Annotated in this window: 19 protein-coding genes and 2 pseudogenes; 10 read left to right on the top strand and 11 right to left on the bottom strand. The window is 64.7% G+C overall.

Annotated features, from left to right (window positions below):
• Positions 1-4 precede the first annotated feature (4 nt).
• Positions 5-454, bottom strand: a complete 450-nt coding sequence (locus tag H8F24_RS09685) for a hypothetical protein (protein WP_197153706.1) — start codon at positions 452-454, stop codon at positions 5-7.
• Positions 455-544: 90 nt separating this feature from the next.
• On the bottom strand, positions 545-1,468 hold the full coding sequence (locus tag H8F24_RS09680) for a major capsid protein (protein ID WP_197147777.1): 924 nt from the start codon (positions 1,466-1,468) through the stop codon (positions 545-547).
• An 81-nt stretch (positions 1,469-1,549) separates the two neighbouring features.
• Here H8F24_RS09680 and H8F24_RS09675 point away from each other — a divergent pair, with 81 nt between their 5' ends.
• Positions 1,550-1,726, top strand: a complete 177-nt coding sequence (locus tag H8F24_RS09675; protein ID WP_197153704.1) for a hypothetical protein — start codon at positions 1,550-1,552, stop codon at positions 1,724-1,726.
• Between the two features lie 211 nt (positions 1,727-1,937).
• On the opposite strand, the gene ltrA is transcribed toward H8F24_RS09675, so the two are convergent.
• Positions 1,938-3,188 carry a group II intron reverse transcriptase/maturase gene (ltrA, locus tag H8F24_RS09670; protein WP_231597684.1) on the bottom strand — a complete coding sequence of 417 codons (1,251 nt, stop codon included), beginning with the start codon at positions 3,186-3,188 and terminating at the stop codon, positions 1,938-1,940.
• A 562-nt stretch (positions 3,189-3,750) separates the two neighbouring features.
• On the opposite strand from ltrA, the gene H8F24_RS09665 reads away from it, so the two are divergent.
• The 3 genes and pseudogenes from H8F24_RS09665 to H8F24_RS09655 all read left to right on the top strand — a co-directional run bounded on the left by H8F24_RS09665 (position 3,751) and on the right by H8F24_RS09655 (position 7,942).
• A complete protein-coding gene (locus tag H8F24_RS09665; RefSeq protein WP_197172194.1) occupies positions 3,751-4,980 on the top strand; it encodes an IS256 family transposase in 1,230 nt (409 codons plus the stop codon).
• A 269-nt stretch (positions 4,981-5,249) separates the two neighbouring features.
• Positions 5,250-5,900, top strand: a pseudogene (gene bchG, locus H8F24_RS09660) ((bacterio)chlorophyll synthase); the annotation flags it as partial.
• Positions 5,897-7,942 (top strand): transglycosylase domain-containing protein, encoded by a 2,046-nt coding sequence (locus tag H8F24_RS09655; protein ID WP_197153703.1) that lies wholly within the window; start codon positions 5,897-5,899, stop codon positions 7,940-7,942. The pseudogene bchG and the gene H8F24_RS09655, both read left to right, overlap by 4 nt.
• Here H8F24_RS09655 and H8F24_RS09650 read toward each other — a convergent pair.
• Both H8F24_RS09650 and H8F24_RS09645 read right to left on the bottom strand, forming a co-directional pair.
• Complete coding sequence (locus H8F24_RS09650; protein WP_197169587.1) at positions 7,920-9,308, bottom strand: 16S rRNA (cytosine(967)-C(5))-methyltransferase; 1,389 nt, start codon at positions 9,306-9,308, stop codon at positions 7,920-7,922. The genes H8F24_RS09655 and H8F24_RS09650 overlap by 23 nt on opposite strands.
• Positions 9,301-9,690: an MGMT family protein gene (locus H8F24_RS09645; protein ID WP_197153701.1), complete on the bottom strand. Its 390-nt coding sequence runs from the start codon at positions 9,688-9,690 to the stop codon at positions 9,301-9,303. Before H8F24_RS09645 ends, H8F24_RS09650 begins: the two co-directional genes overlap by 8 nt.
• A gap of 87 nt (positions 9,691-9,777) precedes the next feature.
• On the opposite strand from H8F24_RS09645, the gene H8F24_RS09640 reads away from it, so the two are divergent.
• From H8F24_RS09640 to H8F24_RS09625, 4 genes are all read left to right on the top strand, one after another.
• A complete protein-coding gene (locus H8F24_RS09640; RefSeq protein ID WP_197153700.1) occupies positions 9,778-10,839 on the top strand; it encodes a hypothetical protein in 1,062 nt (353 codons plus the stop codon).
• 99 nt (positions 10,840-10,938) lie between these two features.
• The gene (locus tag H8F24_RS20185) at positions 10,939-12,213 is read left to right on the top strand and encodes a TrmH family RNA methyltransferase (protein WP_370594737.1); all 1,275 of its coding nucleotides are present in this window, start codon (positions 10,939-10,941) and stop codon (positions 12,211-12,213) included.
• Between the two features lie 93 nt (positions 12,214-12,306).
• On the top strand, positions 12,307-12,576 hold the full coding sequence (locus tag H8F24_RS09630) for a helix-turn-helix domain-containing protein (protein WP_197158857.1): 270 nt from the start codon (positions 12,307-12,309) through the stop codon (positions 12,574-12,576).
• Positions 12,576-13,919: a type II toxin-antitoxin system HipA family toxin gene (locus H8F24_RS09625; protein WP_231597680.1), complete on the top strand. Its 1,344-nt coding sequence runs from the start codon at positions 12,576-12,578 to the stop codon at positions 13,917-13,919. The genes H8F24_RS09630 and H8F24_RS09625 overlap by 1 nt, the downstream gene beginning before the upstream one ends.
• Before the next feature lie 36 nt (positions 13,920-13,955).
• On the opposite strand, the gene H8F24_RS09620 is transcribed toward H8F24_RS09625, so the two are convergent.
• On the bottom strand, positions 13,956-14,537 hold the full coding sequence (locus H8F24_RS09620) for a hypothetical protein (RefSeq protein ID WP_197169586.1): 582 nt from the start codon (positions 14,535-14,537) through the stop codon (positions 13,956-13,958).
• A 387-nt stretch (positions 14,538-14,924) separates the two neighbouring features.
• On the opposite strand from H8F24_RS09620, the gene H8F24_RS09615 reads away from it, so the two are divergent.
• Complete coding sequence (locus H8F24_RS09615) at positions 14,925-16,439, top strand: IS66 family transposase (RefSeq protein ID WP_197154224.1); 1,515 nt, start codon at positions 14,925-14,927, stop codon at positions 16,437-16,439.
• Positions 16,440-16,556: 117 nt separating this feature from the next.
• Here H8F24_RS09615 and H8F24_RS09610 read toward each other — a convergent pair.
• The 5 genes and pseudogenes from H8F24_RS09610 to H8F24_RS09590 all read right to left on the bottom strand — a co-directional run.
• Positions 16,557-16,946 (bottom strand): annotated as a pseudogene (locus H8F24_RS09610) (transposase); the annotation flags it as partial.
• Between the two features lie 52 nt (positions 16,947-16,998).
• The gene (locus H8F24_RS09605) at positions 16,999-17,496 is read right to left on the bottom strand and encodes a transposase (RefSeq protein WP_231598265.1); all 498 of its coding nucleotides are present in this window, start codon (positions 17,494-17,496) and stop codon (positions 16,999-17,001) included.
• A 27-nt stretch (positions 17,497-17,523) separates the two neighbouring features.
• Positions 17,524-17,724 carry a hypothetical protein gene (locus H8F24_RS09600; protein ID WP_197169583.1) on the bottom strand — a complete coding sequence of 67 codons (201 nt, stop codon included), beginning with the start codon at positions 17,722-17,724 and terminating at the stop codon, positions 17,524-17,526.
• A gap of 763 nt (positions 17,725-18,487) precedes the next feature.
• Positions 18,488-18,880 (bottom strand): DDE-type integrase/transposase/recombinase, encoded by a 393-nt coding sequence (locus tag H8F24_RS09595; RefSeq protein ID WP_197169582.1) that lies wholly within the window; start codon positions 18,878-18,880, stop codon positions 18,488-18,490.
• 36 nt (positions 18,881-18,916) lie between these two features.
• The gene (locus H8F24_RS09590; RefSeq protein WP_197169581.1) at positions 18,917-19,099 is read right to left on the bottom strand and encodes a helix-turn-helix domain-containing protein; all 183 of its coding nucleotides are present in this window, start codon (positions 19,097-19,099) and stop codon (positions 18,917-18,919) included.
• Between the two features lie 715 nt (positions 19,100-19,814).
• On the opposite strand from H8F24_RS09590, the gene H8F24_RS09580 reads away from it, so the two are divergent.
• The gene (locus H8F24_RS09580) at positions 19,815-21,038 is read left to right on the top strand and encodes a class I SAM-dependent RNA methyltransferase (protein ID WP_370594822.1); all 1,224 of its coding nucleotides are present in this window, start codon (positions 19,815-19,817) and stop codon (positions 21,036-21,038) included.
• Positions 21,039-21,042: the final 4 nt, after the last annotated feature.

The following is a 21,042-nucleotide window of genomic DNA, read 5'->3' as shown; positions in this document are numbered from 1 at the left end:
GCGATCAGGCAGGGATGGTTGCGGTCAGGCCCACGTGCAGATCCGCCGGCGTCGAGGGCGTCACCACAGCCTTGGCGAAACAGATGCACGGCCACTGCACCCGCGTCTGATCGGCGGCGGCGATGCTGATGTCACGCCCATTCAGATACGCCTCCACCCGGCCGCCTTCTGCCGGCAGCGACACCTTCACGGCGCTCACGAACGTGCCGGTGCCACCGTCGATGAGCAGCGGTGCCAGCTGCAGATCCACCGTCACCGCCGCGGTATGGCTGGAATGGCTGGCCACCAGCGTGAAGCGTGCCGCCGCATCGAGCTTGGTGCTCAACCGCACCACCTCACCGCTCACGAACTTTTTGGGGGCGGGGCGCAGGGCGCCGTGGGCGATCACACCCACCAGGGTGGTTTCAGCATCAATCAACGGGTTGCCGCGATGGGCCTGGGGAATCGAGGGCATGGAGAAGCTCCGGAACGTGCAATCAGGGGGCTGAGGGTCGGGATCGGGTCAGCGCAAAGCGATCAGGGTGTGGCGATCAAGGCGTTGCGATCAGGGCGTTGCGATCAGCGGTGGCGTGATCCCATGCAGCCGCCCCGCCGCGCGCGGATGCAGCACCGCAAAGCCCACGTACCAATCCACCCGCGTGCGGAACACCGGGGCATCCGGCACCTCCCCCAGATCCCGCACCGAGATCCCATAGCGCCCCTGGAACGGTCCCTGCAGGCCGGTCACCCCCTGATCGCCCAGCGCCAGGCAGTAGATCGAGCTGCTGCCGCCCGCCTCGCCATAGCCCAGCACCTCACGGCCCTGGGCGTCGCGATCGACCGTCAGGATCTCGCAGTCCTGGTAGCGATGCACCGTCATCCCCAGGGCGTTGGTTTCCGCCACGTAGGAGCAGCAGTTGCTGCTGCGCGCCAGGGCATTGAGCTGGCGACGCATCGCGCGGCCCATCAGCAGCACCTTGGGCCGGCCCATGCCGTCCACCGCATCGATCAGTTCATCGAGCAGGTCAAAGCCCAGCGGCTGGTTGCCGTTGTCGATCGCCATCCCATCGCCCGCCGGCAGCCGCCGGGCCAGGCCATCAAACGCCCGCGCATCGGCACTGGCATCGCCGTTCACGATCGTCGCCTCCAGGGTGAGGCGCATCGAGCGGATCTTCATTTCGATCTGGCTGGCCCGGGCCTCCGGACCCATCAGATCCACGATCGAGCGGTCCACATCCACATCCCCACCAAAGAGGTGCACCGCCTCAGCCCGCTGGTCGATCACGCCGTAGCTCTGGCTGTAGCCCTCGTTCACCGCCCGGAACCCCACCGAGGGCAGCTCCTGCTCGGCGGCATAAAAAAGACCGCTGCCGTTGATGTTCAGAAAAGGCAGCCGTGCCAGCAGTTCACCCTCCGCAAAGGTCTTGAGCACAGCGAGGTGCTCCAGGCGGGTTTCGTACTTGGCCGCCTCGATCAGGGTGAGGCCCATGACAGGGAGAGGTGGGGCCCGGCCCCATGCAGGTCACCTGCTATTGCCGAGGCGGCAACAGCAGAGGACTGCCCAGCTGCCATGACCGCCACCGCCGCCTCTGCATCCCCGCCATCGCCTGCAGCCCAGGCGCCATTCAGCGCGGAGCGCTGGCGCCAGTTCTGGGACCACTGGCAGGCTCAGCCCCAGCAGCTGGACGGCATCGAGCAGCTGCGCCAGGCCGTCATTGCGGCGCTGGCGTCCCAAGGCTTGGTGTAAATCCCCCGGCACTCCCACCCCGGCGTAGCCGGGGTGGGCCGCGCACCTCAGGTGGCTGGCCCAGCGGCTGGCGTTGCAAGGGGTGGGCAGGCCCGTTTCCCTGGTTCGAGAACCACCTCAACCAGACGAACCATGTCGAGTCACCCCGGGGAACTTCCCCCCGAGGTGCTCACAGAACCGTACGTGACACTCTCGCGTCATACGGCTCCCATCATCCACATGCCACTTCACTGACTCGACGCCAGTGCGCGAACAGATCACGATGTCCAGACCTGATCCTGGCAAGTACTCGCCAGCTTTGGAGCCGACGACCCCGCAGCCTTTTGTACTTCTGCCGTAACCAGGCTGCAATTCTGTCATCCAGGTAGCGATACAACTTCCTGATCAGTTCTGTCCTATAGAAACGACCGTAGTACTGAATCCAGCCACGAATCACTGGATTCAGCACTTTAGCGATCTCCTCAAGCGACAGATACACGAGCGATGGAAGCCCTATCGACCTAATCCTCTCCCGCATACGCTGGAGAGCCTGCGGACTCACTGCCGGCAAAAAGCCTGTGTAGATGACTCCGCGAGAATTGCGAGACACACGTGGCCGAAACGCGAAACCAAGAAACGTGAACGTGACATCAGCAAGCGGTGCCCGGCGGTTGCTATCCCTGCAGTAGACCACCTGGGTCTTCTGGGGATGAAGCTGGAGGCCACAGGACGCAAAGCGATCCTGCAATGCCTCCAGCAACCGCCGAGCTTCCTTCTCGCTGTGGCAATGACAGATCACATCATCTGCATAGCGCTCAAAGGCAATGGCCGGGTGGCTCCGGCGCATCCACACATCAAACGCATAGTGCAGGAACAGATTGGCCAGCAGTGGACTGATGACACCACCTTGCGGTGTGCCCCGGTCCCTGGGATGGAGCGTGCCATCCGGCAACAGAACCGGTGCCTGCAGCCATCGTTGCAGGTAGAGCACCACCCAGCGCTCGGAGGTATGGGCCTTGATCGCGCGCATCAACAGGTCGTGATCGATAGCATCGAAAAACCCCTTGATGTCGAGATCGAGAACCCAGTTGGACCTCCAGCAGCGCTGACGGCAGACCTCTACTGCCTGATGCGCTGACTTGCCCGGTCTGTAGCCGTAGGAATCCTGATCAAAGATCAGCTCCAGCTCTGGCTCCAGCACCTGCTTGACCACCATCTGTGCGATGCGATCAGCAACCGTCGGGATACCCAGCGGCCTGACGCCTCCACCGGATTTGGGAATCTCCACACGCCGAACTGGTGGCGGAAGATAACTTCCTGATGCCATCCGATTCCAGAGTTTGTAGAGATTATTCTCCAGATCCTTGTTGAAGTCGTCCAGGCTTTGGCCATCCACACCGGCCGCCTGTCCGTTCCGTTTCACCTGTTGATAGGCCTTCCAGACCATCACCTTGGTAATCGGTAGCGGCTTGTCTGTTGTCATCCCATTCCTCCTGCCGTAGGCAGTTGATGGGAGACTCCAAACGGGATGATGCAACCCCTTGGCTCCGAGTCCGTTACAGACCCATCATCGCTACTACGGGTTGCTCCGCCCCTGCCACAGACATCGGTATTGACCCTCATGGTGGTGACCACTTGGGATGTTCCCTTGGCATTCCATGGCAGGTTCTCACGTTCCGCATCAGGGCCTGCGATGAGCTCGTGCCGTCTATACGCCGGCTGCCGTGTGGTCCATAGACAGGCTCTGTCCACACTGATCCAGGAGATTTGGGCCGCCTCCCGTTTTGGCAGCGTCTGAAATAGATATCGGCGCGTCATCAACGGTTCGCTTGCGCTCACCTTCTCGTCGCACACCTGACGGATCCAGTCCGCCGTTTCCCCGTCGCTCACCACCACGTCTTTTGAACGCAGCAGCACGGGGTGGTTTGGTACCAGCCCCTGCAGGCCGATCCCGGGAGGCCACACTCCCATCCCCGATGCAGTTTCATCAGCCTTGGCTTTCACCTGCTGACTCGTGACACACGCCCACGTCCAATCGTGCCGCAATTGAGCTGGCGCCGCTACTGGATGGCAGCAGCGCCGGTGAGCTGATCCCCGAGCTGGTGCGCCACGGCCTGCAGCAGCTGATCGAGCTGGAGGTCGCTGCCGTGCTCGGCGCAGAGCGCCATGAGCGCAGCGAGGAGCGGCTCGGCTACCGCAACGGCTACCGGCCGCGCAGTCTGACCACCCAGGTAGGCGACATCGACCTGCTGATCCCCAAACTGCGGGCTGGCAGCTTCCTGCCCTCGATCCTCGAGCCCCGTCGCCGGGTGGAGCAGGCCCTCTACGGCGTGATCATGGAGGCCTACATCTGTGGGGTCTCCACCCGCAAGGTGGATGCCCTGGTCGCCGCCCTGGGATCCCAGAGCGGTATCTCCAAATCCCAGGTCAGTCGCATCTGCCAGGACATCGACGAGCAGGTTCAGGCGTTTCTGAACCGGCCCCTGCAGGAGTCCGGCTACGCCTACGTCTACCTGGATGCCACCTACCTCCACGGCCGGCTGGGCAAGGCCCTGCAGGTCTGCTCAAGGGCCGTCGTCGTCGCCATGGGGGTCAACGCCGATGGTCGCCGTGAGCTGCTGGGCCTCAAGGTGGGCGACAGCGAGAGCGAGGGCTTCTGGAGTGAGTTCCTCGCCTCGCTCAAAGAGCGCGGCCTGACTGGCGTCAAGCTGGTGATCTCCGACGCCCACGTGGGCCTCACCAAGGCCATCAGGCGCCAGCTGCAGGGCTGTGTGTGGCAGCGCTGCCGCGTCCACTTCGCCCGCAACCTTCTCCAGCGCGTCCCCAAAGCCCACCAGGGCATGGTCACCGCCGCCCTGCGCTCGGTGTTCGCTCAGGAGGATGCCGGAGAGATCCTCAGCCGCTGGGATGACCTGGCCGCCTCGCTGGCGGAGCGCTTCCCCAAGGCCACCGAGCTCATGAACGAGGCCAGAGAGGACGTGCTGGCCTTCCGTCACTTCCCGCAGCCTCACTGGAAGAAGGTCTGGAGCACCAACCTGCTGGAGCGGGTCAACGAGGAGATCAAGCGCCGCACCCGCGTCGTCGGCATCTTCCCCAACGACGCGTCGATCACCCGCCTGGTGGGCGCGGTGCTGCTGGAGCAGCACGAGCATTGGCAGCTGGAAGGCCGCCGCATGTTCTCCGCCGAAAGCATGGCTGCCATCCCGGAGCTGGAGGATCTGCCGGCCCTGCTCAGCGCCGCCGCCGCAGAGGTGCAAGACGCAGGCCCCAGGTGATTGAGGTGGCAGCGCCCCCACAGGGCGCAGCGGCCTCGATCGCCGCCCGGGGGCCGGCGCTGTAACCCCTGGGCTGCATAGAAGACTCCTGCCGCTCACAACACAGCCGCGATCAGACGAGAGACTTGACAAGTCAATCGTCTCGTTTCATCGTGGAAAAACGAGGTGCATCTGCACCTCAGGAATGACAGCCCGTCATTCCACCCTGTTCACCCTCTGAGTCAGGGCATTCGGGCCTCGGGTTTTACACCACGCAAAGGGACGCGGCCCTCGACCAGGTGAAGCTGCAGATCTGGGTGCTGCTGCTGGCGGGTCTGGCCGTGGCCTGGGGTCTCGATCTCTGGGCCGGCCACAGCACTCCGGTGGTGCTGCTGCTCGCCCTCGGCGGCTCCTTCGTGAGCTACATCTATTCGGCTCCTCCCTTGAAGCTGAAACAGAATGGCTGGCTCGGCAATTACGCCCTCGGAGCCAGTTACATCGCTTTGCCGTGGTGGGCCGGCCAGGCCCTGTTCGGCCAGCTCACCTGGGCCACCGCCATGCTCACCCTGGCCTACAGCCTGGCGGGGCTGGGCATCGCCGTGGTGAACGATTTCAAGAGTGTGGAGGGTGACAGGGCTCTGGGCCTGCAGTCGCTGCCGGTGGTGTTCGGCACGGAGCGCGCCAGCTGGATCAGCGCCGGGATGATCGATGGGTTCCAGTTGCTGATGGTTGCTGTTCTGATCGCAATCGGACAGCATTTTGCTGCCGTGCTGCTGGTGTTGTTGATCGTGCCTCAGATCACCTTTCAGGACATTTGGCTGCTGCGCGACCCCGTTGCTTTTGACGTGAAATATCAGGCCAGTGCCCAACCCTTTCTCGTGCTCGGCATGCTGGTGACCGCCCTGGCCGTGGGCCACAGCCCCCTGACGCAGGCGATGTGAAACGCCGTCGCCGTCACTGGGTGTTGGTCGGCGCGACTGCCGGCTTCATCGGCATCGGCGTGGCCCTGAGCCAGGCTGTGATCACCCAGGCCCTCGATGCCACCCTGCCCGATGCCCGCGGCATCGCCCGCTTCAATCGCCCCGGAACCCTCACCCTGCTCTCCAGTGATGGCCAGGTGATCCAGAAGCTGGGCCCTGCGACGCGGGAGAAGATCGCTCCGGGGCAGATGCCTGAGCTGGTGAAGCAGGCTTTCGTGGCTGCGGAAGATCGACGTTTCTTCGAGCACAAGGGCGTGGATCTCTGGGGCATCGGCCGGGCCGTGGTGACGAACCTGCGCCAGGGCTCCGTGCGTGAAGGCGCCAGCACGATCACCCAGCAGCTGGCCCGCATGGTGTTCCTGAGCCAGGACCGCACGATCACCCGGAAGCTGAAGGAAGCGACCCTGGCCTACAAACTCGAGCGCCAGCTCAGCAAGGAGCAGATCCTCGAGCAATACCTCAATTTCGTGTATCTGGGCTCGAGTGCCTATGGCGTCGCCGATGCCGCCTGGGTGTATTTCTCCAAGCAACCGGATCAGCTCACCCTGCCGGAGGCGGCCCTGATCGCCGGTTTACCGCCGGCGCCATCGGTGTATTCACCGCTGGTGAACCCCGATCTGGCCCTGGAGCGGCGCTCGATCGTGCTCGATCGCATGCAGCAGGCCGGCTTCATCACGGCCGGTGAAGCGGCGGCGGCGCGCCTGGCGCCACTCGATCTCAAACCGGCGACGCCGAAATACTTCAACAGCGCCGCCCCCTATTTCAGCAGCTGGGTGGCGCAGCAGCTGCCCACGCTCCTCACCCCCGAGCAGCTCGAGGTGGGCGGTCTGCAGATCCGCACCAGCCTCAACCTCGCCTGGCAGAACGAGGGCCGCCAGGTGGTGAAACAGTTCGCTCCCAATGGCACGGAGGGGGCGCTCGTGTCGATCGAACCGGGCACCGGTCTGGTGCGGGTGATGGTGGGAGGCAAGGATTTCAACACCAGCCAGTTCAACCGAGCCACCCAGGCGCTGCGCTCTCCAGGCTCCACCTTCAAGCTCTTCCCCTATGCCGCGGCGATCGAGGCCGGTGTCAAGCCGGAAGACATCTTCAACGATTCCCCCCGCTGCTGGGGTGGCTACTGCCCGAAGAACTTCGGCAGCAAATATTTCGGCCGGATCTCCCTGGCCGATGCCCTGAAGAACTCGCTCAACACCGTGGCGGTGCAGCTGCAGGAGAAGCTGGGCTTCGATCCGATCATCACGATGGCCAACAAGCTCGGGATCGGCACCACCCGGCCCTTAGGCAAGTTTTATCCGATGGCCATCGGCGCCTACGAACAGACGATTCTCGACATGGCGGCGGCCTACGCGGCGGTCGCCAACCGCGGGGTGTATGTGAAACCGGTGGCCTTCGAGGAGATCCGCGGCCCGGGGGGTGAGGTGATCTGGAGCCGCCGTGTGGATGGGGATCGCGGCCGCCGAGCGGTCGACAGCGATGTGGCTGATGCCATGAACTGGATGCTGCAACGGGTGGTGCAAGGCGGCACCGGCGCCGCCGCCAGGCTCGATGATCGCCCCGTGGCCGGCAAGACCGGCACCTCGGAAGGCGCCCGTGATCTGTGGTTCATCGGTTCGATTCCCCAGCTCACCACGGCCGTCTGGTTCGGCCATGACAACAACCGTGACACCAAGAGCAACAGCGGTGAAGCCGCCTGGGCCTGGGGCCGGTTCATGACCAAGATCAAGGGTCAGTTTCCGGTGCAGAACTTCCCACCCAAACCCGTTCTCAAACGCAGCTTCAAAAAGCCGGGTAGCAAGGCGCAACCACCGAAGCAGGCCCAGCAACCCCGGGAGGTGCCGTATCGGGGCTATGAGGTCGACCCGGACCCGAGTATCTGGGACCCGAAACCCGAAACGACCGCCCCCGAACCGGCGCCCCGGCAGGCACCGCCACCGCGCGACGTGGCCCCAGCAGGAGGCCCCCCGGTGGACGAGTACTTCAGGCCCCTGCCGGTGCAGTGATTCCCGGTGCGGTGATCACCGCCGCATAGAAGCCATCGCCACCATCGGGATCGGGCCAGCGCTGCTGCTCCGACACCAACGTCAGCTCGGGATGGGCGGCGAGCAAACCAGCGATCTGGTGCTGGTTCTCCGCCGGGTGGATCGTGCAGGTGGCATACACCAGCCGGCCACCGGGAGCGAGCAACGCCAGCATCGCCTCCAGCAAGCGCGCCTGCAGCGGCAGCAGTGCGGCGATCGAGTCGGGCGTGACACGCCAGCGGGCATCGGCATGGCGGGCCAGGGTGCCGAGACCGGAACAGGGCGCATCGAGCAGGATGCGTTGAAACGCACTGCGCCACTGGGGGCGCTGCCGCAGCAGCTCGCAGGCATCGGCCGCCAGCGCGTTCACAGACGCGCAACCGAGCCGGGCCGCATTCGCGGCCACTCGCTGCAGGCGACCGGCGGAACGATCCACCGCCCACACCTCGCCGCGATCACCGATCAACTCGACCAGATGGGTGGCTTTGCCGCCGGGTGCGGCACAGGCATCGAGCAGCCGCTCGCCGGGCCGGGGCTCCAGCAGGGGCGCCACCCACTGGGCGGCCCGGTCCTGCACACACCAATGCCCCTCGGCATAGCCGGGCCACTGGCGCAGATCACCAGCGGATCCGAGCACCTGCAATCCATCGGGGCACCCCGCAATCGGCCGGATCTCGAGCCCGGCAGCGTCCAGGGCTGCCGACACAAGAGCCGGCGTGCTGCGCAGGCGGTTGACGCGCAGATCCAGGGGCGGCACCTGATTAGAGGCGGCAGCGATGCGCTCCACCGCGGGCATGGCGAGCGCCTGGCTCCACTCGCCGTCGGCCCAGGCCAGCAACTCCTGGCAGAACCACAGCGGCAGCGACTGCTGTAGCGACAGGCGCTCCGCCGCATCGGCGGGCAGCGCCAGGGTGTCGCCCGCCGCCTGGGCCCGCAGGGCAGCCCGCAGCAGACCATTCACCACCGGCGCCAGCCGCGCCAGACGATGCTGCTTGGCCAGCTCCACCGTGGTGTGCACCGCAGCGGCGGCCGGGATCCGCTCCATCCAGAAGAGCTGATAGAGGCCCACGTGCAGGAGCCAGCGCAGCCGGGGCGGCTGCTTGCGGGCGGGCACCTTGCCAAGCCGATCCAGCCAGGCGTCGAGCCAGAGGCGACGCCGGATCGCCCCATAGGCCAGCTCCGTGGCCAGACCACGATCCGTAGCAGAGAGACCGGCACCGCGCAGGGCCCGCTCCAGCGCCACATCGGCATAGGCGCCGGCCGCCACCGCTTCCAGCACCTCCCAGGCGACCCGGCGCGGCCCCAGCCCGGTGGCGGTGTCCACAGTGTCGGCAGCGGCGTCAGCCATGCGATTCAGCCATGCGATCGGGTGGACGGGGGAGCTCCAGAGCTAGCGCTCCGCGGATCGCCTGCGGCTCCGGCGTCCAGAGGAAGCGCTTCAGGGGCAGACGCCCCTCGTCGTCGACGGGAATGCCCTCGGCGATCAGCATCTGACGCTGCATCCAGTCGGATCCCTCACGGCTGAGGCTCATCGCCACCCGGCCCCGGGCATTCACCACCCGGTGCCAGGGGATCGGCGATGGAAGGGTGAGCCGCCGCAAGGCCCAGCCCACCTGGCGGGCGCAGCCATAGGCACCGATCCAGTCGGCCACCTGGCCGTAGGTCGCCAACCGTGCAGAAGGGATTGTGGCCACAACCGCATGAACACGGGAGTCAAACGCTGCCGTCATCACACTCCTCTTGCTTCCGAAGCGGTTTCGGAATCCAAGCATTCACAGATCATTCCTTGAAAAGAATCATAATCAGAGCGTGAGTTCATGAATGGAATGCTGAACACATTATTGGCCGGACTTGGTTCAAGCCTCACCTTACTGCCCCCTGCCATTCCATCTGAGACCAACAAAATCTTTGAACCATCGAAATCATCACCATCCCCAGCATTAATCAGCGGTCTAGGGCAAGGTTTTTGCTGGGCTCATATTCCTGCACCGAATGGACCGGTGACCAAACTCACCAACTTTTGCGGGGGCGGTGGAGAAGGCGCGAGTGATACCAGCTGTTCTCCATTCTTTTATCGACCATTCCAGTTCAATCTCGATCAAAATCCAGTCCTGAAACCAGTGTGCGGAGGCAGTCCCTATGAAGATATCGTGGCTGGAGCCCAATGGAACATGGGTGCTCGAACGTGGGCTAGCTTTCCGAAAAGCAATCGAAAAGACTATTGGGTCTTCCACAACTGCGACGGCGCGGGAATTCAACCCGATTGCTTTGGAGATATCAAATATATTGAGCGATTTGACGGGGGCAATACTCAACCAGGCTGCCTAAAAGGTCCCCATGGACGCAATCACTGCACCTTCACCCACCCCAACTCCAAGACAACCTTTGGACAGATGCGTTACTGGGCTGGCTGGTATGGATTGGGTGACGACGTACGCAGTGGGGCTATTTGCGGCGCTGGCCCAGGCAATGCTCGGCCCTGGTACCAACCTGTCTGCGACAAGATCATGGCCATTCACAAATCCGGCAATCCATATGACAACGTCAAAGGCAAGATCCATACCTTCAGCTTTGCCCTCTACCCATGGGTCTGCGAACAGGACTCCAGCATGCCGAACGCAAATTTCACATCGCCAAGCATGGATTCCTATGGGGTGAAATACGGCTGGAAATGCTATGCTGATAACGAGCCTGGGGTCAGCGGAAAAGGCTGGCCTCCTTTTGTTGAAATCTACTTCGCCGGACTCTTTCTAGAAAGCCCTAACAAATATGTTTTGCGACTCGACAAATGGATGATTGACAACAGCGACACTCCAAAGCTTATTGGAGAGGGCTACAAAATCTATCCCTGCAACTCCGGCGATGAATGCGAATGGTGAAATCACAAATTTAGACACTCAGAAACCTGCCAGCAAGATCCATTTCACGATGTGATCGGTAGGAATCCCCCCCTTCTTGAGGCCGCTGATCAGCCCATCATGCCATTGCTTCCCCGTCGATTCGAGCGCCTGAAGACGGTTTTGAACCAACGCATGTCTGATCTGACCGTGCTGGTGGAGCATGTGGAGAAGCCCCATAACCTGTCGGCCATTCTGCGCAGCTGCGATGCCGTGGGGGTGCTGGAGGCCCATGCGGTGAGCCTGAGTGGCCGGCCGCGCACGTTCAACAGCACCGCCAACAGCACCGCCCAGGGCAGCCAGCGCTGGGTGCCGCTGCATGACCACGCCGACATCGGCACCGCCGTGGAGCACCTGAAGGCGGGGGGCTTCAGGCTGTATGGCACCAACCTGGGTGTGGAGGCGCGCGACTACCGCGACTGCGATTTCACCGGCCCCTGCGCCTTCGTGCTCGGGGCGGAGAAATGGGGTCTGAGCGCTGCCGCCACCGCCCTGATGGATCAGGCGGTGTTCATCCCGATGCGGGGCATGGTGCAGTCGCTGAATGTGTCGGTGGCGACGGCCACGCTGCTGTTTGAGGCGCTGCTGGAGCGGGGTGGCGTCGATCGCTACACCATGGAGCAGCTTGCCCAGGGCCGTGGCGACCTGGATGGCTATCTGGAGCTGTTCGAGCCCTCCCAGCTCACCTGGCCCGACACCGCCGCCGAGGTGGCCGGCCATCTGCTCCGAGGCGGTCGGGCCGAGCAGGCCCTGACGGTGCTGGACCATGCCGCCAAGGCGAGCCAGATCATGGAGGCCGAGTCGTGGCACGCCACCCGCATTGCTGTGCTCGAGGCCTTGGGTCGCTGCGAGGAGGCGCAGCAGCACCGCTGGCAGGTCTTCTCCAAAACCCTCTCGATTCCAGTGCTGCGCGAGTACCTGCAGCGGCTGGATGACTTCGCCGATGTGGAGGCCGAGGAGCAGGCCCTGGCGGCGGCAGAGCAGCATCCCTTGCCGCTGGCGGCGCTGCAGTTCCTTGTCTTCTGGCCCAGCCTGCCCCGCGCGGCTCGCTACGTGATCGAGCACTGCCACGACTGGGATGGCGATGCCTATGAGATCGTCGAACCTGCAGCTGAGCGCCTCAGCGCCGACCATCCTGTGGCCGCCAGCCTGCTGCTGCGCTCCATGGTGGTGTTCGCCCTGTCGATGGGCCGCTCCAAGCGCTACCGCTACGCCGCCGAGAACCTGCGGCAGTGCGAGCGGCTGGAGGCCCGCATCGACGACTGGCAGGGTTTTGAGAGCCACAACAGCTTTGTGGGGCGATTGCGGGAGGCCTTCGCGCAGAAGTGGAGCTTCTGGCAGCTGCTGGAACGCTGAGCCCTCGCAGAAGCACCCTGTTCACTTGTTTTCCGACTGGATTGCGGTTACGCGGATTGCAAGTAGCCTGGGAATACTCAGAATCCAAGTGCTGTGTCCTCTGTCCAGGCCGCTGAGGAGGAGGTGGTCATCCGTGCCCCATCCCAGCTGGCGCAGCTGCTGATCGCCCTGCGCCGTCAGTGCGGTCTCAGTCAGTCGGTCCTGGCGCAGAAGGCCGGTGGCATCAGCCAGGCACGACTTTCGGCCCTGGAGCTCAATCCCGGCCGTTTCACCCTGGAGCGGTTGCTGCTCATCCTCGCCGCCCTGGATCTGGAGCTGGTGGTGCGGCCCCGCCGGCGCCGCACGGAACCGGCGGAGTGGTGATGGGCCGCCCCAGCCACACGCGGCAGCTGGCCGTCTGGATGAACGGCGAGCGGGTGGGGGAATGGCGCGTACCGGGACGGGGCCCGCAGGAGTTCCACTACGACGCCGCCTGGCTGGTCTCACCTCAGTTCCGGCCCCTCTCGCTCTCGCTGCCGGTTGGCCTCGGCACGCCTCCGCTGCGAGGGGAAATGGTGGAGCAATGGTTCGCCAACCTGCTCCCCGACAACGAGACCATCCTTCGGCGGCTGCAGCGGCGGTTCTCGCTGCGGGGCACCAGCGCCTTTGAGCTGCTGGAGGCTGTGGGGCGCGACTGCGCCGGAGCGGTGCAGCTCCTGCCCCCTGAGGAAGAACCCGCCGGCCTGGATCGCATCGAGGCCACCCCGCTCTCGGATGAAGCCATCGGCCGCCTGCTGCGGGGAGTGGTGGCAGAACCGCTGCCGGGAGACACGGCCGGCGCCGAAGGGGAACTGCGCCTCTCGATCGCCGGAGCCCAGGAGAAAACAGCCCTGCTCTGGCATCAAAACCGGTGGTGCCGTCCCCAGGGCAGCACCCCCACCACCCATCTGTTCAAGTTGCCGATGGGCCGGGTGGGCAGCGGCCAGATCGACTTCTCCTCTTCGGTGGAGAACGAGTGGCTCTGTGGCCGGATCCTGGCGGCCTACGGCCTGCCGATGGCTGCCAGCACGCTGGCCAGCTTTGACGGCCAGCGCTGTCTGATCGTGGAGCGCTTTGATCGGCGGCTGCATCCAGGCGGCAACCACTGGCTGCGTCTGCCGGTCGAGGACTTCTGCCAGGCCACCGGCACGCCGCCGGAGCAGAAATACGAAAACCAGGGCGGTCCGGGCATGGTGGCCATCGCCGAGCTGCTCGCCCAGTCCGCCCAGGCAGCAGAGGATCTGCGCTGCTTCTTTCAGGCCCAGGTGCTGTTCTGGATGCTGCGAGCGATCGACGGCCACGCCAAGAACTTCAGCCTCTTCCTGCTGCCGGGCGGCAGCTACCGACTCACCCCGCTGTACGACGTGCTCTCGGCCTGGCCGGTGATCGGCAAGGCAGCCGGCCAATGGCCCGAGCAGGAGCTGCGCCTGGCGATGGCCTGGCATGGGACCAAGAGCCGCACCAGCAAGCCCATGCAGGTGCAACTCCGTCATCTGATCAGCACCGCCAGCCGGATGGGGCTGGGCGCCGAGGCCGAGGCTTTGGTGGCCGACCTGGTGGCCCGAACCCCCGAGGTGGTCGCCACGGTGCAGCAGGAGCTTCCCAGCGGCTTTCCGGAGCCATTGGCCGGCGCGATCCTTGATGGACTGCAGGGCTCTGCCGAGCGTCTGGAGAAGCAGCTCAGTTAACCCTGAGCAGCTCAATCGCGAGCACCGCGAGGCACGTCATCCTGCGCGGAGGTCCTGCTCCATCCGCTGCGATGCCCGCTCGAATGCGGCATCCACCTCGTCATCTCCGATCCAGCGGCTGTAGGCGGCAAGGTGCGTCTCCAGGCTGTGCCCCATGGCCGCCGCGACGAATTTGGTGGGCAGCATCGGGCAGAGGGTATGGGCCCGATGTGCATAGGCATGGCGGCAGGAGTAGAGCACTAACTTCTCGCCCTGTTCTTCGTAGCGACGCCGCAGCTCGCGCCAGAGTGCACGGCGGCGCATGTAGAGGCCCATTGAATCGGCACCCAGGCCCGGTTTCATTGGGGGGAGGCGATCCGAGCGGAAGGTGGCCTCCAGATTCCAGGCAGCAGCCCACGGATCGCAGGGCAACAACCGCAGCGGCCGTGGCTCTGTCTTGCCCCGACTGGACACCTTGGAGTAGTTGCACCAAAGACGCCCGTTGCGGACTTCAAGGTGCTGCAGTTCCTCCGGGCGCAATCCATAGGCGGAGAGCAGCTGAAACGCGTAGCGCCACTTGGGATCAGGAATCGCCTCCACCAACGATTGAATTTCGTCCACCGTCAGTGGCGTTGTCACGGAGGTCGTCTCTCGCCGTCTGCCCACATAGGGAGTCAGATCAAGAGGGGGTGCCCAGGTTGCAGGGAGACGGCCCGTATCAACACCCCAGCGCAGGAGTGCAGCGGTCTGCTGCACCTGAAGCTGCCGTCCCCTGCACCCAGGCTGATTCGCCCAGGGAGCGGTGATGGCCTCGAGGAGCTGCACCGGTGTCTGGCAACGATCGACCGCAGCCAGGATCAATCGCATGCGGCGGACATACGTGTTGGTCCAGGTCGTTGGCTTGATCTCGCCACTGCCGATCTGTACCCGTTCAGGAGTCGGGACAGCTCGCAACGAACATCGGGCTTGCTGAACCCTTGACGGTGGCTTGATTCCTGGTTGCATCTCAGTAAGAGACTCCTTGCGATGACCACCCCACCGGCCGGGATTTCAGAAGCCGATTGGGCCGCCACCCCGGTGGGAGTGAAGGCTGGATTTCTTGAGCTGGTCAGTCAGTGCCAGAGGCAGCAACAGGAGATCGAGCAGCTCCGCATCCAGCTCACCGCCCTGGCGACCGAACTGGCCCATCTGCGCGAGCGGATCGGCCGCAGCTCCCGAAATTCTTCCAAGCCTCCCTCCAGTGATGGCCAGGGGTTTAAGCCGCCCGAACGACGCAAGGGCAGTGGCCGCAAGCGCGGCGGCCAGCCGGGCCATCCCGGATCTGGGCCGGAGCTGCTGCCGATCGAGCGGGTGGATGAGGTGGTCGAGCACCACCCCCAGGCCTGCCGCCGCTGCGGCACGTTGCTACAGGGTCAGGATCCCGAGCCCTTGAGGCACCAGGTGATCGAGATTCCACCGATCACGCCTCTGGTGATCGAGCACCGGCTGCACCGCCTGGTCTGCCCCTGCTGTTCCACCAGCACCTGTGCCTCGTTACCGGCGGAGGTGGAAGTAAGCCATTACGGTCCCCGGCTCAGTGCTCTGGTGGGTCTGCTGGGTAGTGCCTTCCCGTTGAGTTTCAGCAAGACCCAGGCGCTGCTGGATCAGCTGCTGGGGGTACAGATCAGCCGGGGAGCGATGGCCACTATCCGCCAGCGCTTGAGTGCAGCACTGGAGCAGCCCATGCAGGAGGCCCTTGCGTTTGCCCGTCAGCAGTCGGTGGTCTATGTCGATGAAACCGGTGCCCCCACCGGTAATGCCGATGGGGGCAACCCCGATGGCCGGCGCGGCTGGGAGTGGGTCATGGTGACCGCCATGGGGGTGACAGTGTTCTTGCAGAGCCTGAGCCGCTCGGCTGCCGCCGCGATCGACCTGCTCGGGAATGCCTTTGGCGGAATTGTGGTGAGCGATCGCTTCTCCGCCTACAACCATCTCCCGCTGGAGCAGCGCCAGCTGTGCTGGGCGCACGTGATCCGCGATCTCACTGCCATCGCTGACCGTCAGGGCGCCAGCGGTGAGATTGGAGCGGAGCTGCTGGGCCTGCAGCAGCAGCTGTTTGCCCAGTGGCACCGCTACAAAGACGGAACGATCGACTGGTCCACGTTGCAGCAGGGCTGTCGGCCGATCCGCCAGGCGTTTGTGGGCACGCTGCAGCGGGTTGTGGAGCTGGGCTGCCAGCGCGGCGAGCGAACGCCGTGGGCCAAGACGGTGCGTACCTGCCATCAGTTGCTGCAAGTGAGCGATGGCCTCTGGACCTTCCTGGAGATTGAAGGGATCGAGCCCACCAACAACGCAGCCGAGCGTGCCCTGCGCCATTCGGTGATTCAGCGCAAGATCAGCCATGGCGTCCAATCCCGCCAGGGTGCAATCTGCCGCAGCAGGTTGCTCACGGTCACCACCAGCCTGCGGCAACAGGGCCGTGATATCTGGCAGTTCCTGGAGCAGGCCTTGATCGCCCATCATCGCGGCGGTGAGATGCCATCGCTGTTGCCGAATCCCTGAGCCGGCCGTCATCGATCGTGGTGTCTGTGGTCGCTTGGTGATCAGCGATCAAGGGCGGTGAATGCTGCGCGGCTGCGTCACGGCCCCTGAACGGATACGGATCTCTTTGCCGCGCTGCACCACCAGCTCGTTGATACGGCGCAGATCCTCGTCAGAAAAACGCTTGCGAAAGTGCACCATCATCGAGGCATCAAACGGTGCCTTAGCTGTGTAGCCCGCAAAGCCGAGAAAGAACTGAATATAGGCGTTCTCTCTGATCTGATGGACTGTCTCTTCGTCGGTGAGCCCTAACTTCTGTTTGATGTAGAGAGCACCAAAGGCCATTCTCACTGATTTGGCTGGAGCGCCAATTGTGGCGCTGAATTGAGGGGCATAGGTTTCTTCCAGCTCATCCCATGGGATCAGCCCCTCCAGTTGAACCCAGCGATTCTCGGGATCAAGTGTGCCGCCAAATGGCAGGTGGAACTCCTTGATTGAGATCTGACCGTTATTGTGCCTCCGGTACATATGGAACGATCAGGAGTAAAGGCAATCACGGATTGCCTGATTCACGGCCACTTTAGCGGTTTCTCATGCTTGAGACCAGCTGCGGCGCAATGGATCTGGATTGTTCAGGAGTCCCTACGGACCTGGTCGATGGCCTCCCACAGCAGCAGCTCGCTGGAGGTGGTGACGGGTTCCACGGCGTGGCCAGCGCTGGTTCACGGCCATCGTGGCTGAGCTGGTCAGCACTGCCACCTCGATGGCGCTCAGCCGGAGCGTCCGGGGGCTTGACAGTCCATAGGAGTGTCTTGTGTTTGGAGGCACTGGCCTGCACCTTGGTGCCATCGAGGGCTACATGGCCCAGGCTCACCATGCCGGCCTTCTGGCACAGCCGCAGGATCTGAATGAACAGACCTTTGAGGGCATCAAGGTTGCGGCGCCGGAATTCACTGATACGGCTGTGGTCAGGTTGCTGATTACCGGTCAGCACGCGGAACGCCAGATCCTCGTAGCAGGCACGCTCGATCTTGCGGGAGGAGACGGTGCCCACGCAGTAGGCGTAGAGCAAAAGCATCGTCAACCGCTGCGCGGAAGCCTGCGGCTACATCCGCGGATCAAAGCCCTTCTCCCCGCGGGGATCTTTGGCTTGAGCAGGGATGAGGATGGCCGATAGATCCAGCTCATCGACCAGATCCAGCAGGAAGTACACCTGATGGTCATCCGACAGCCACTCCCTGGGCGACGGCGGCAGCAGGGTGCTCTGGTCAGGCTGCCAGGGGCGGAAGGTTTTGGACTTGGCCATGCCCCATTTTATCGAGCAGATCCATTGCAGTCACTGGGATCTGGGCAGATTTAGGGGCGTCTGTGGAGAGCGCGCTGTAGATCTATGCGCGACAGGCTCCTAGCCACCCGGCGTCGGTGGCTGAGGATGTCACACGGCGCCAGGGCTGCGCGAGTCGGCGAGGCCGCTGCGCGGTCGCCGACCCTGGCGCTCGCGTGATCTTGTTGTCCTTGCCGCCGCCGGGAATGCTGGCGGGAGTTCCAGTTGCCCAGTGCTCGTCCCGCGGCTGCGGGGGCGCTGTCACTGGAGGCCTGCTGTGGGGGATGGAAGGTGCAGCTTTGGCGTCGAACCCGAGTTGCTGTGTTGCCATGAGCGAGGCGGAGTCAGCCATTCGTGTTGCCTGCTGGAAGCATCAATTCTGATCCGTGATGATCCCTGAAGCCGGCCCCAGAATCCCTGCCGCCACTGGCTTCAGCACCTTTGTACTGCTAAGATAAGGGCGTGCTCTGGGGGAGCGCAGCGCCGTGGCCCCACCCCCTGGAGCGCTGTTTGCATTCCGGTCTTTCTTTGCCATGGTTCTGCTCTCCCATACCGCCGCTTGGGCGCCGCCTGCTTTACCCCGCATCACTCAGCTGGTGATCATCGCCGCCGGTGGTCGTGCGCTGCGTTGGCCACCGCCGCGGATCGCGGTCCATCTGCTGCGGCTCAGCCAGGGCCGCCTGGTGCGCTGCCTGCTCCATGGCGCCGCACCCGGTGCCGATCAGGCCATTGCCGCCGCCGCCGATCAGCTCGGCTGGCGGGCAAAGGCGGCGAACACCGGGTTGATCACCAGCTCACCCGTCCTGGGGTTGTGGTGCGTGATCAGCGCTTTGGCGTTGTCCACCAGCACCTGCTCAGGCACCCCGTCCCAGAAGCGGAACGCCTCCTCCAGGGCCTGCAGCCAGTGGCGCTGCCGCTGGTGGCGGAACACCCGGATCAGCTGACGCCTGGAGTACCCCAGGGTCAGGACGCAGAGGTGCACCTTGGTGCGCACCCCGCCGATCGGCACCCACAGCCCTCCGAAATCCGCCTGCAGCTGCTTGCCTGGTCGAGTCTCGTAGCGCACCGTCGCCTGGCGGCTCTGCCGCAGCACCTCCCGCCAGGCCTGCACCGCGCGCTCCACCGTCCGCAGGCTCACCCGGATGCCCTTCTGTTTCAGCAGTTCCTGCCGCAGTCACTCCCGGTGCCCATCCAGTTGTCCGGGGCGATTGGCCGTGCTGTATGGCTGCCACTCACCCAACCGCAGGTAACGATCCAGCGTGTTGCGTGAGATGCCCAGCTCCGCGGCGATCCGCCGACGGCTCCAGCCCCGCTCCAGCAGCTGACGCATCACCAGCACCTCCTCCGGCGTCTGCATCGCGCCCTCCAGCCCGGACTGCCCCCGTGGTGCACGGGGCGGCCTGGTCGGCGCCATGCCAAAGCCGACACCGGCTGTTGAGGACATCGCCGTGTCCGTCTCGGTCGGGACCAGTGGCCCCTGGTCTGCGGTCACTGGCGTCGATCGCTCGGCCTCCAGGTGGCTCAGTTTTCGTGTCGCCTCTGGCTCAGTTTTCGATATCGCCTGACAAACGGAGCACCCATGCGCTCCTACACCTTGGCCGCCAAGCCGCTCCAAGCGCTAACCGCCACCCACCCTTGGTCACGCCTTTGGTCACGGATGGAAATCATGGGGGCATCAACCACCCAAAAACCCAGTCCCCACCTACTGAAAAGGCCCCTTCCAGGGCCCATGGGTCATTTGGGTGATAAGGCTGACCTCACCCCATCTCCCTTAGAGATGTCAGGCAGCCACAGGGGCAGCTTGACGGGAGAAACGAACGATGTTGTTCGCTGTTACGGGTTTGCTCTTACCGAGCAGGCTTCAGTCACCCTCCTCATACCCCGTCGAAACCATTGCAGCCCCGGGACGTGCCCGGATCCCGGCAAGCAGCCAGGACGAAAAAGGCGAATGGAGCTGAGCGGAATCGAACCGCTGTCCGAAGCACTGGTGTGGATCACCTAGTCCGGCCGAAACCGGACTCATTCATTGTGGCAGCACAGCGACGTCCGCAGGGGGCACCAACGCCGTGGGCATCACCGAACCCATCCAGGGGACAACCGCCCCTGGCGGAACCCAGCCCGGCGGCAGCTTCGCCGCCACAGCGGTGGTGCCCCCTGGGCTTGAGCAGCCCGCCGCTGCTGAGCTGAGCGCCCTCGGGGCCACGGACGTTCAGCCCCTGCAGCGGGCGGTGGCGCTGCGCTGCGACCTGGCGACCTTGTACCGCCTACACCTGCAGGCCCGGCTGCCCTTCCGGATCCTGCGGGAGCTGGCCCGGTTTCCCTGCCGCAGCCGCGAGGATCTTTACCGCGGGGTGCAGCAAGCCGCCGACTGGGCCCTCTGGTTGCCGCCCGATTGCCGCTTTCGGGTTGATGCCAGTGGCCGCGCCCCGGGGCTGAGCCACAGCCACTACAGCGCTTTGGAGGTGAAGAACGCCCTGGTGGACTGGCAGCGCCAGCACTGGGGCGAGCGCTCAACCGTGGACCTGGAAACGCCCGACCTCAGCTTTCACCTCCATCTCGCTCGGGGCCGCGGCGGGCCCGAGGCGGTGCTGAGCCTGGAGGGCAGCGGCGGCAGCCTGCACCGCCGCGGCTACCGGGCCGCCATGGGCCTGGCCCCGCTCAAGGAAAACCTCGCCGCCGGGCTGATCAGCTTCACCGGCTGGGATGGCCGTGTGCCCCTGGCCGATCCCCTCTGCGGCAGTGGCACCCTGCTGATCGAGGCCGCCTGTCTCGCCCTGGGCCGGGCGCCCGGCCTGAGCGGGCCGGGACGGCCACCGCGCCGCTTCGCCCTGCAGGGCTGGCCCGACTTCCAGCCAGACCTCTGGGAGACGGAGCTGGACCAGGCCAGGGCCCTGCAGCGCGATCACGGGCCCCAGGGGGATCCACTGGCTCCGATCGTGGGGCGGGAGCAGGATCCGAGCGTGCTGGAGCAGGCCCGCACCAACGCCGCTGCCGCCGGTGTGGGCGGCTGGCTGGATCTGCAGGCGGGCGACGTCCGCGATTTCGAGCCCCCGGAAGCCGCGGGAGTGCTGGTCTGCAATCCGCCCTACGGCGAACGGATCGGAGAACGGGACGACCTCGAGCAGCTCTACGCCGATCTGGGCACCATGCTGAAGCAGCGCTGCGGCGGCTGGACCCTGTGGCTGCTCAGCGGCAATCCCGAACTGACCGGTGCCCTGCGCATGAAGGCCAGCCGGCGCATCCCGGTGAGCAACGGCGGCATCGATTGCCGCTGGCTCAACTACGACATCCGCTGAGGCG

This window comes from Synechococcus sp. CBW1002 (assembly GCF_015840915.1).
In the GTDB taxonomy this organism is placed as follows: Bacteria; Cyanobacteriota; Cyanobacteriia; order PCC-6307; family Cyanobiaceae; genus CBW1002.
The sequence above is the reverse complement of the archived record's forward strand: the minus strand, read 5'-3'. Positions and strand labels throughout refer to the sequence as shown.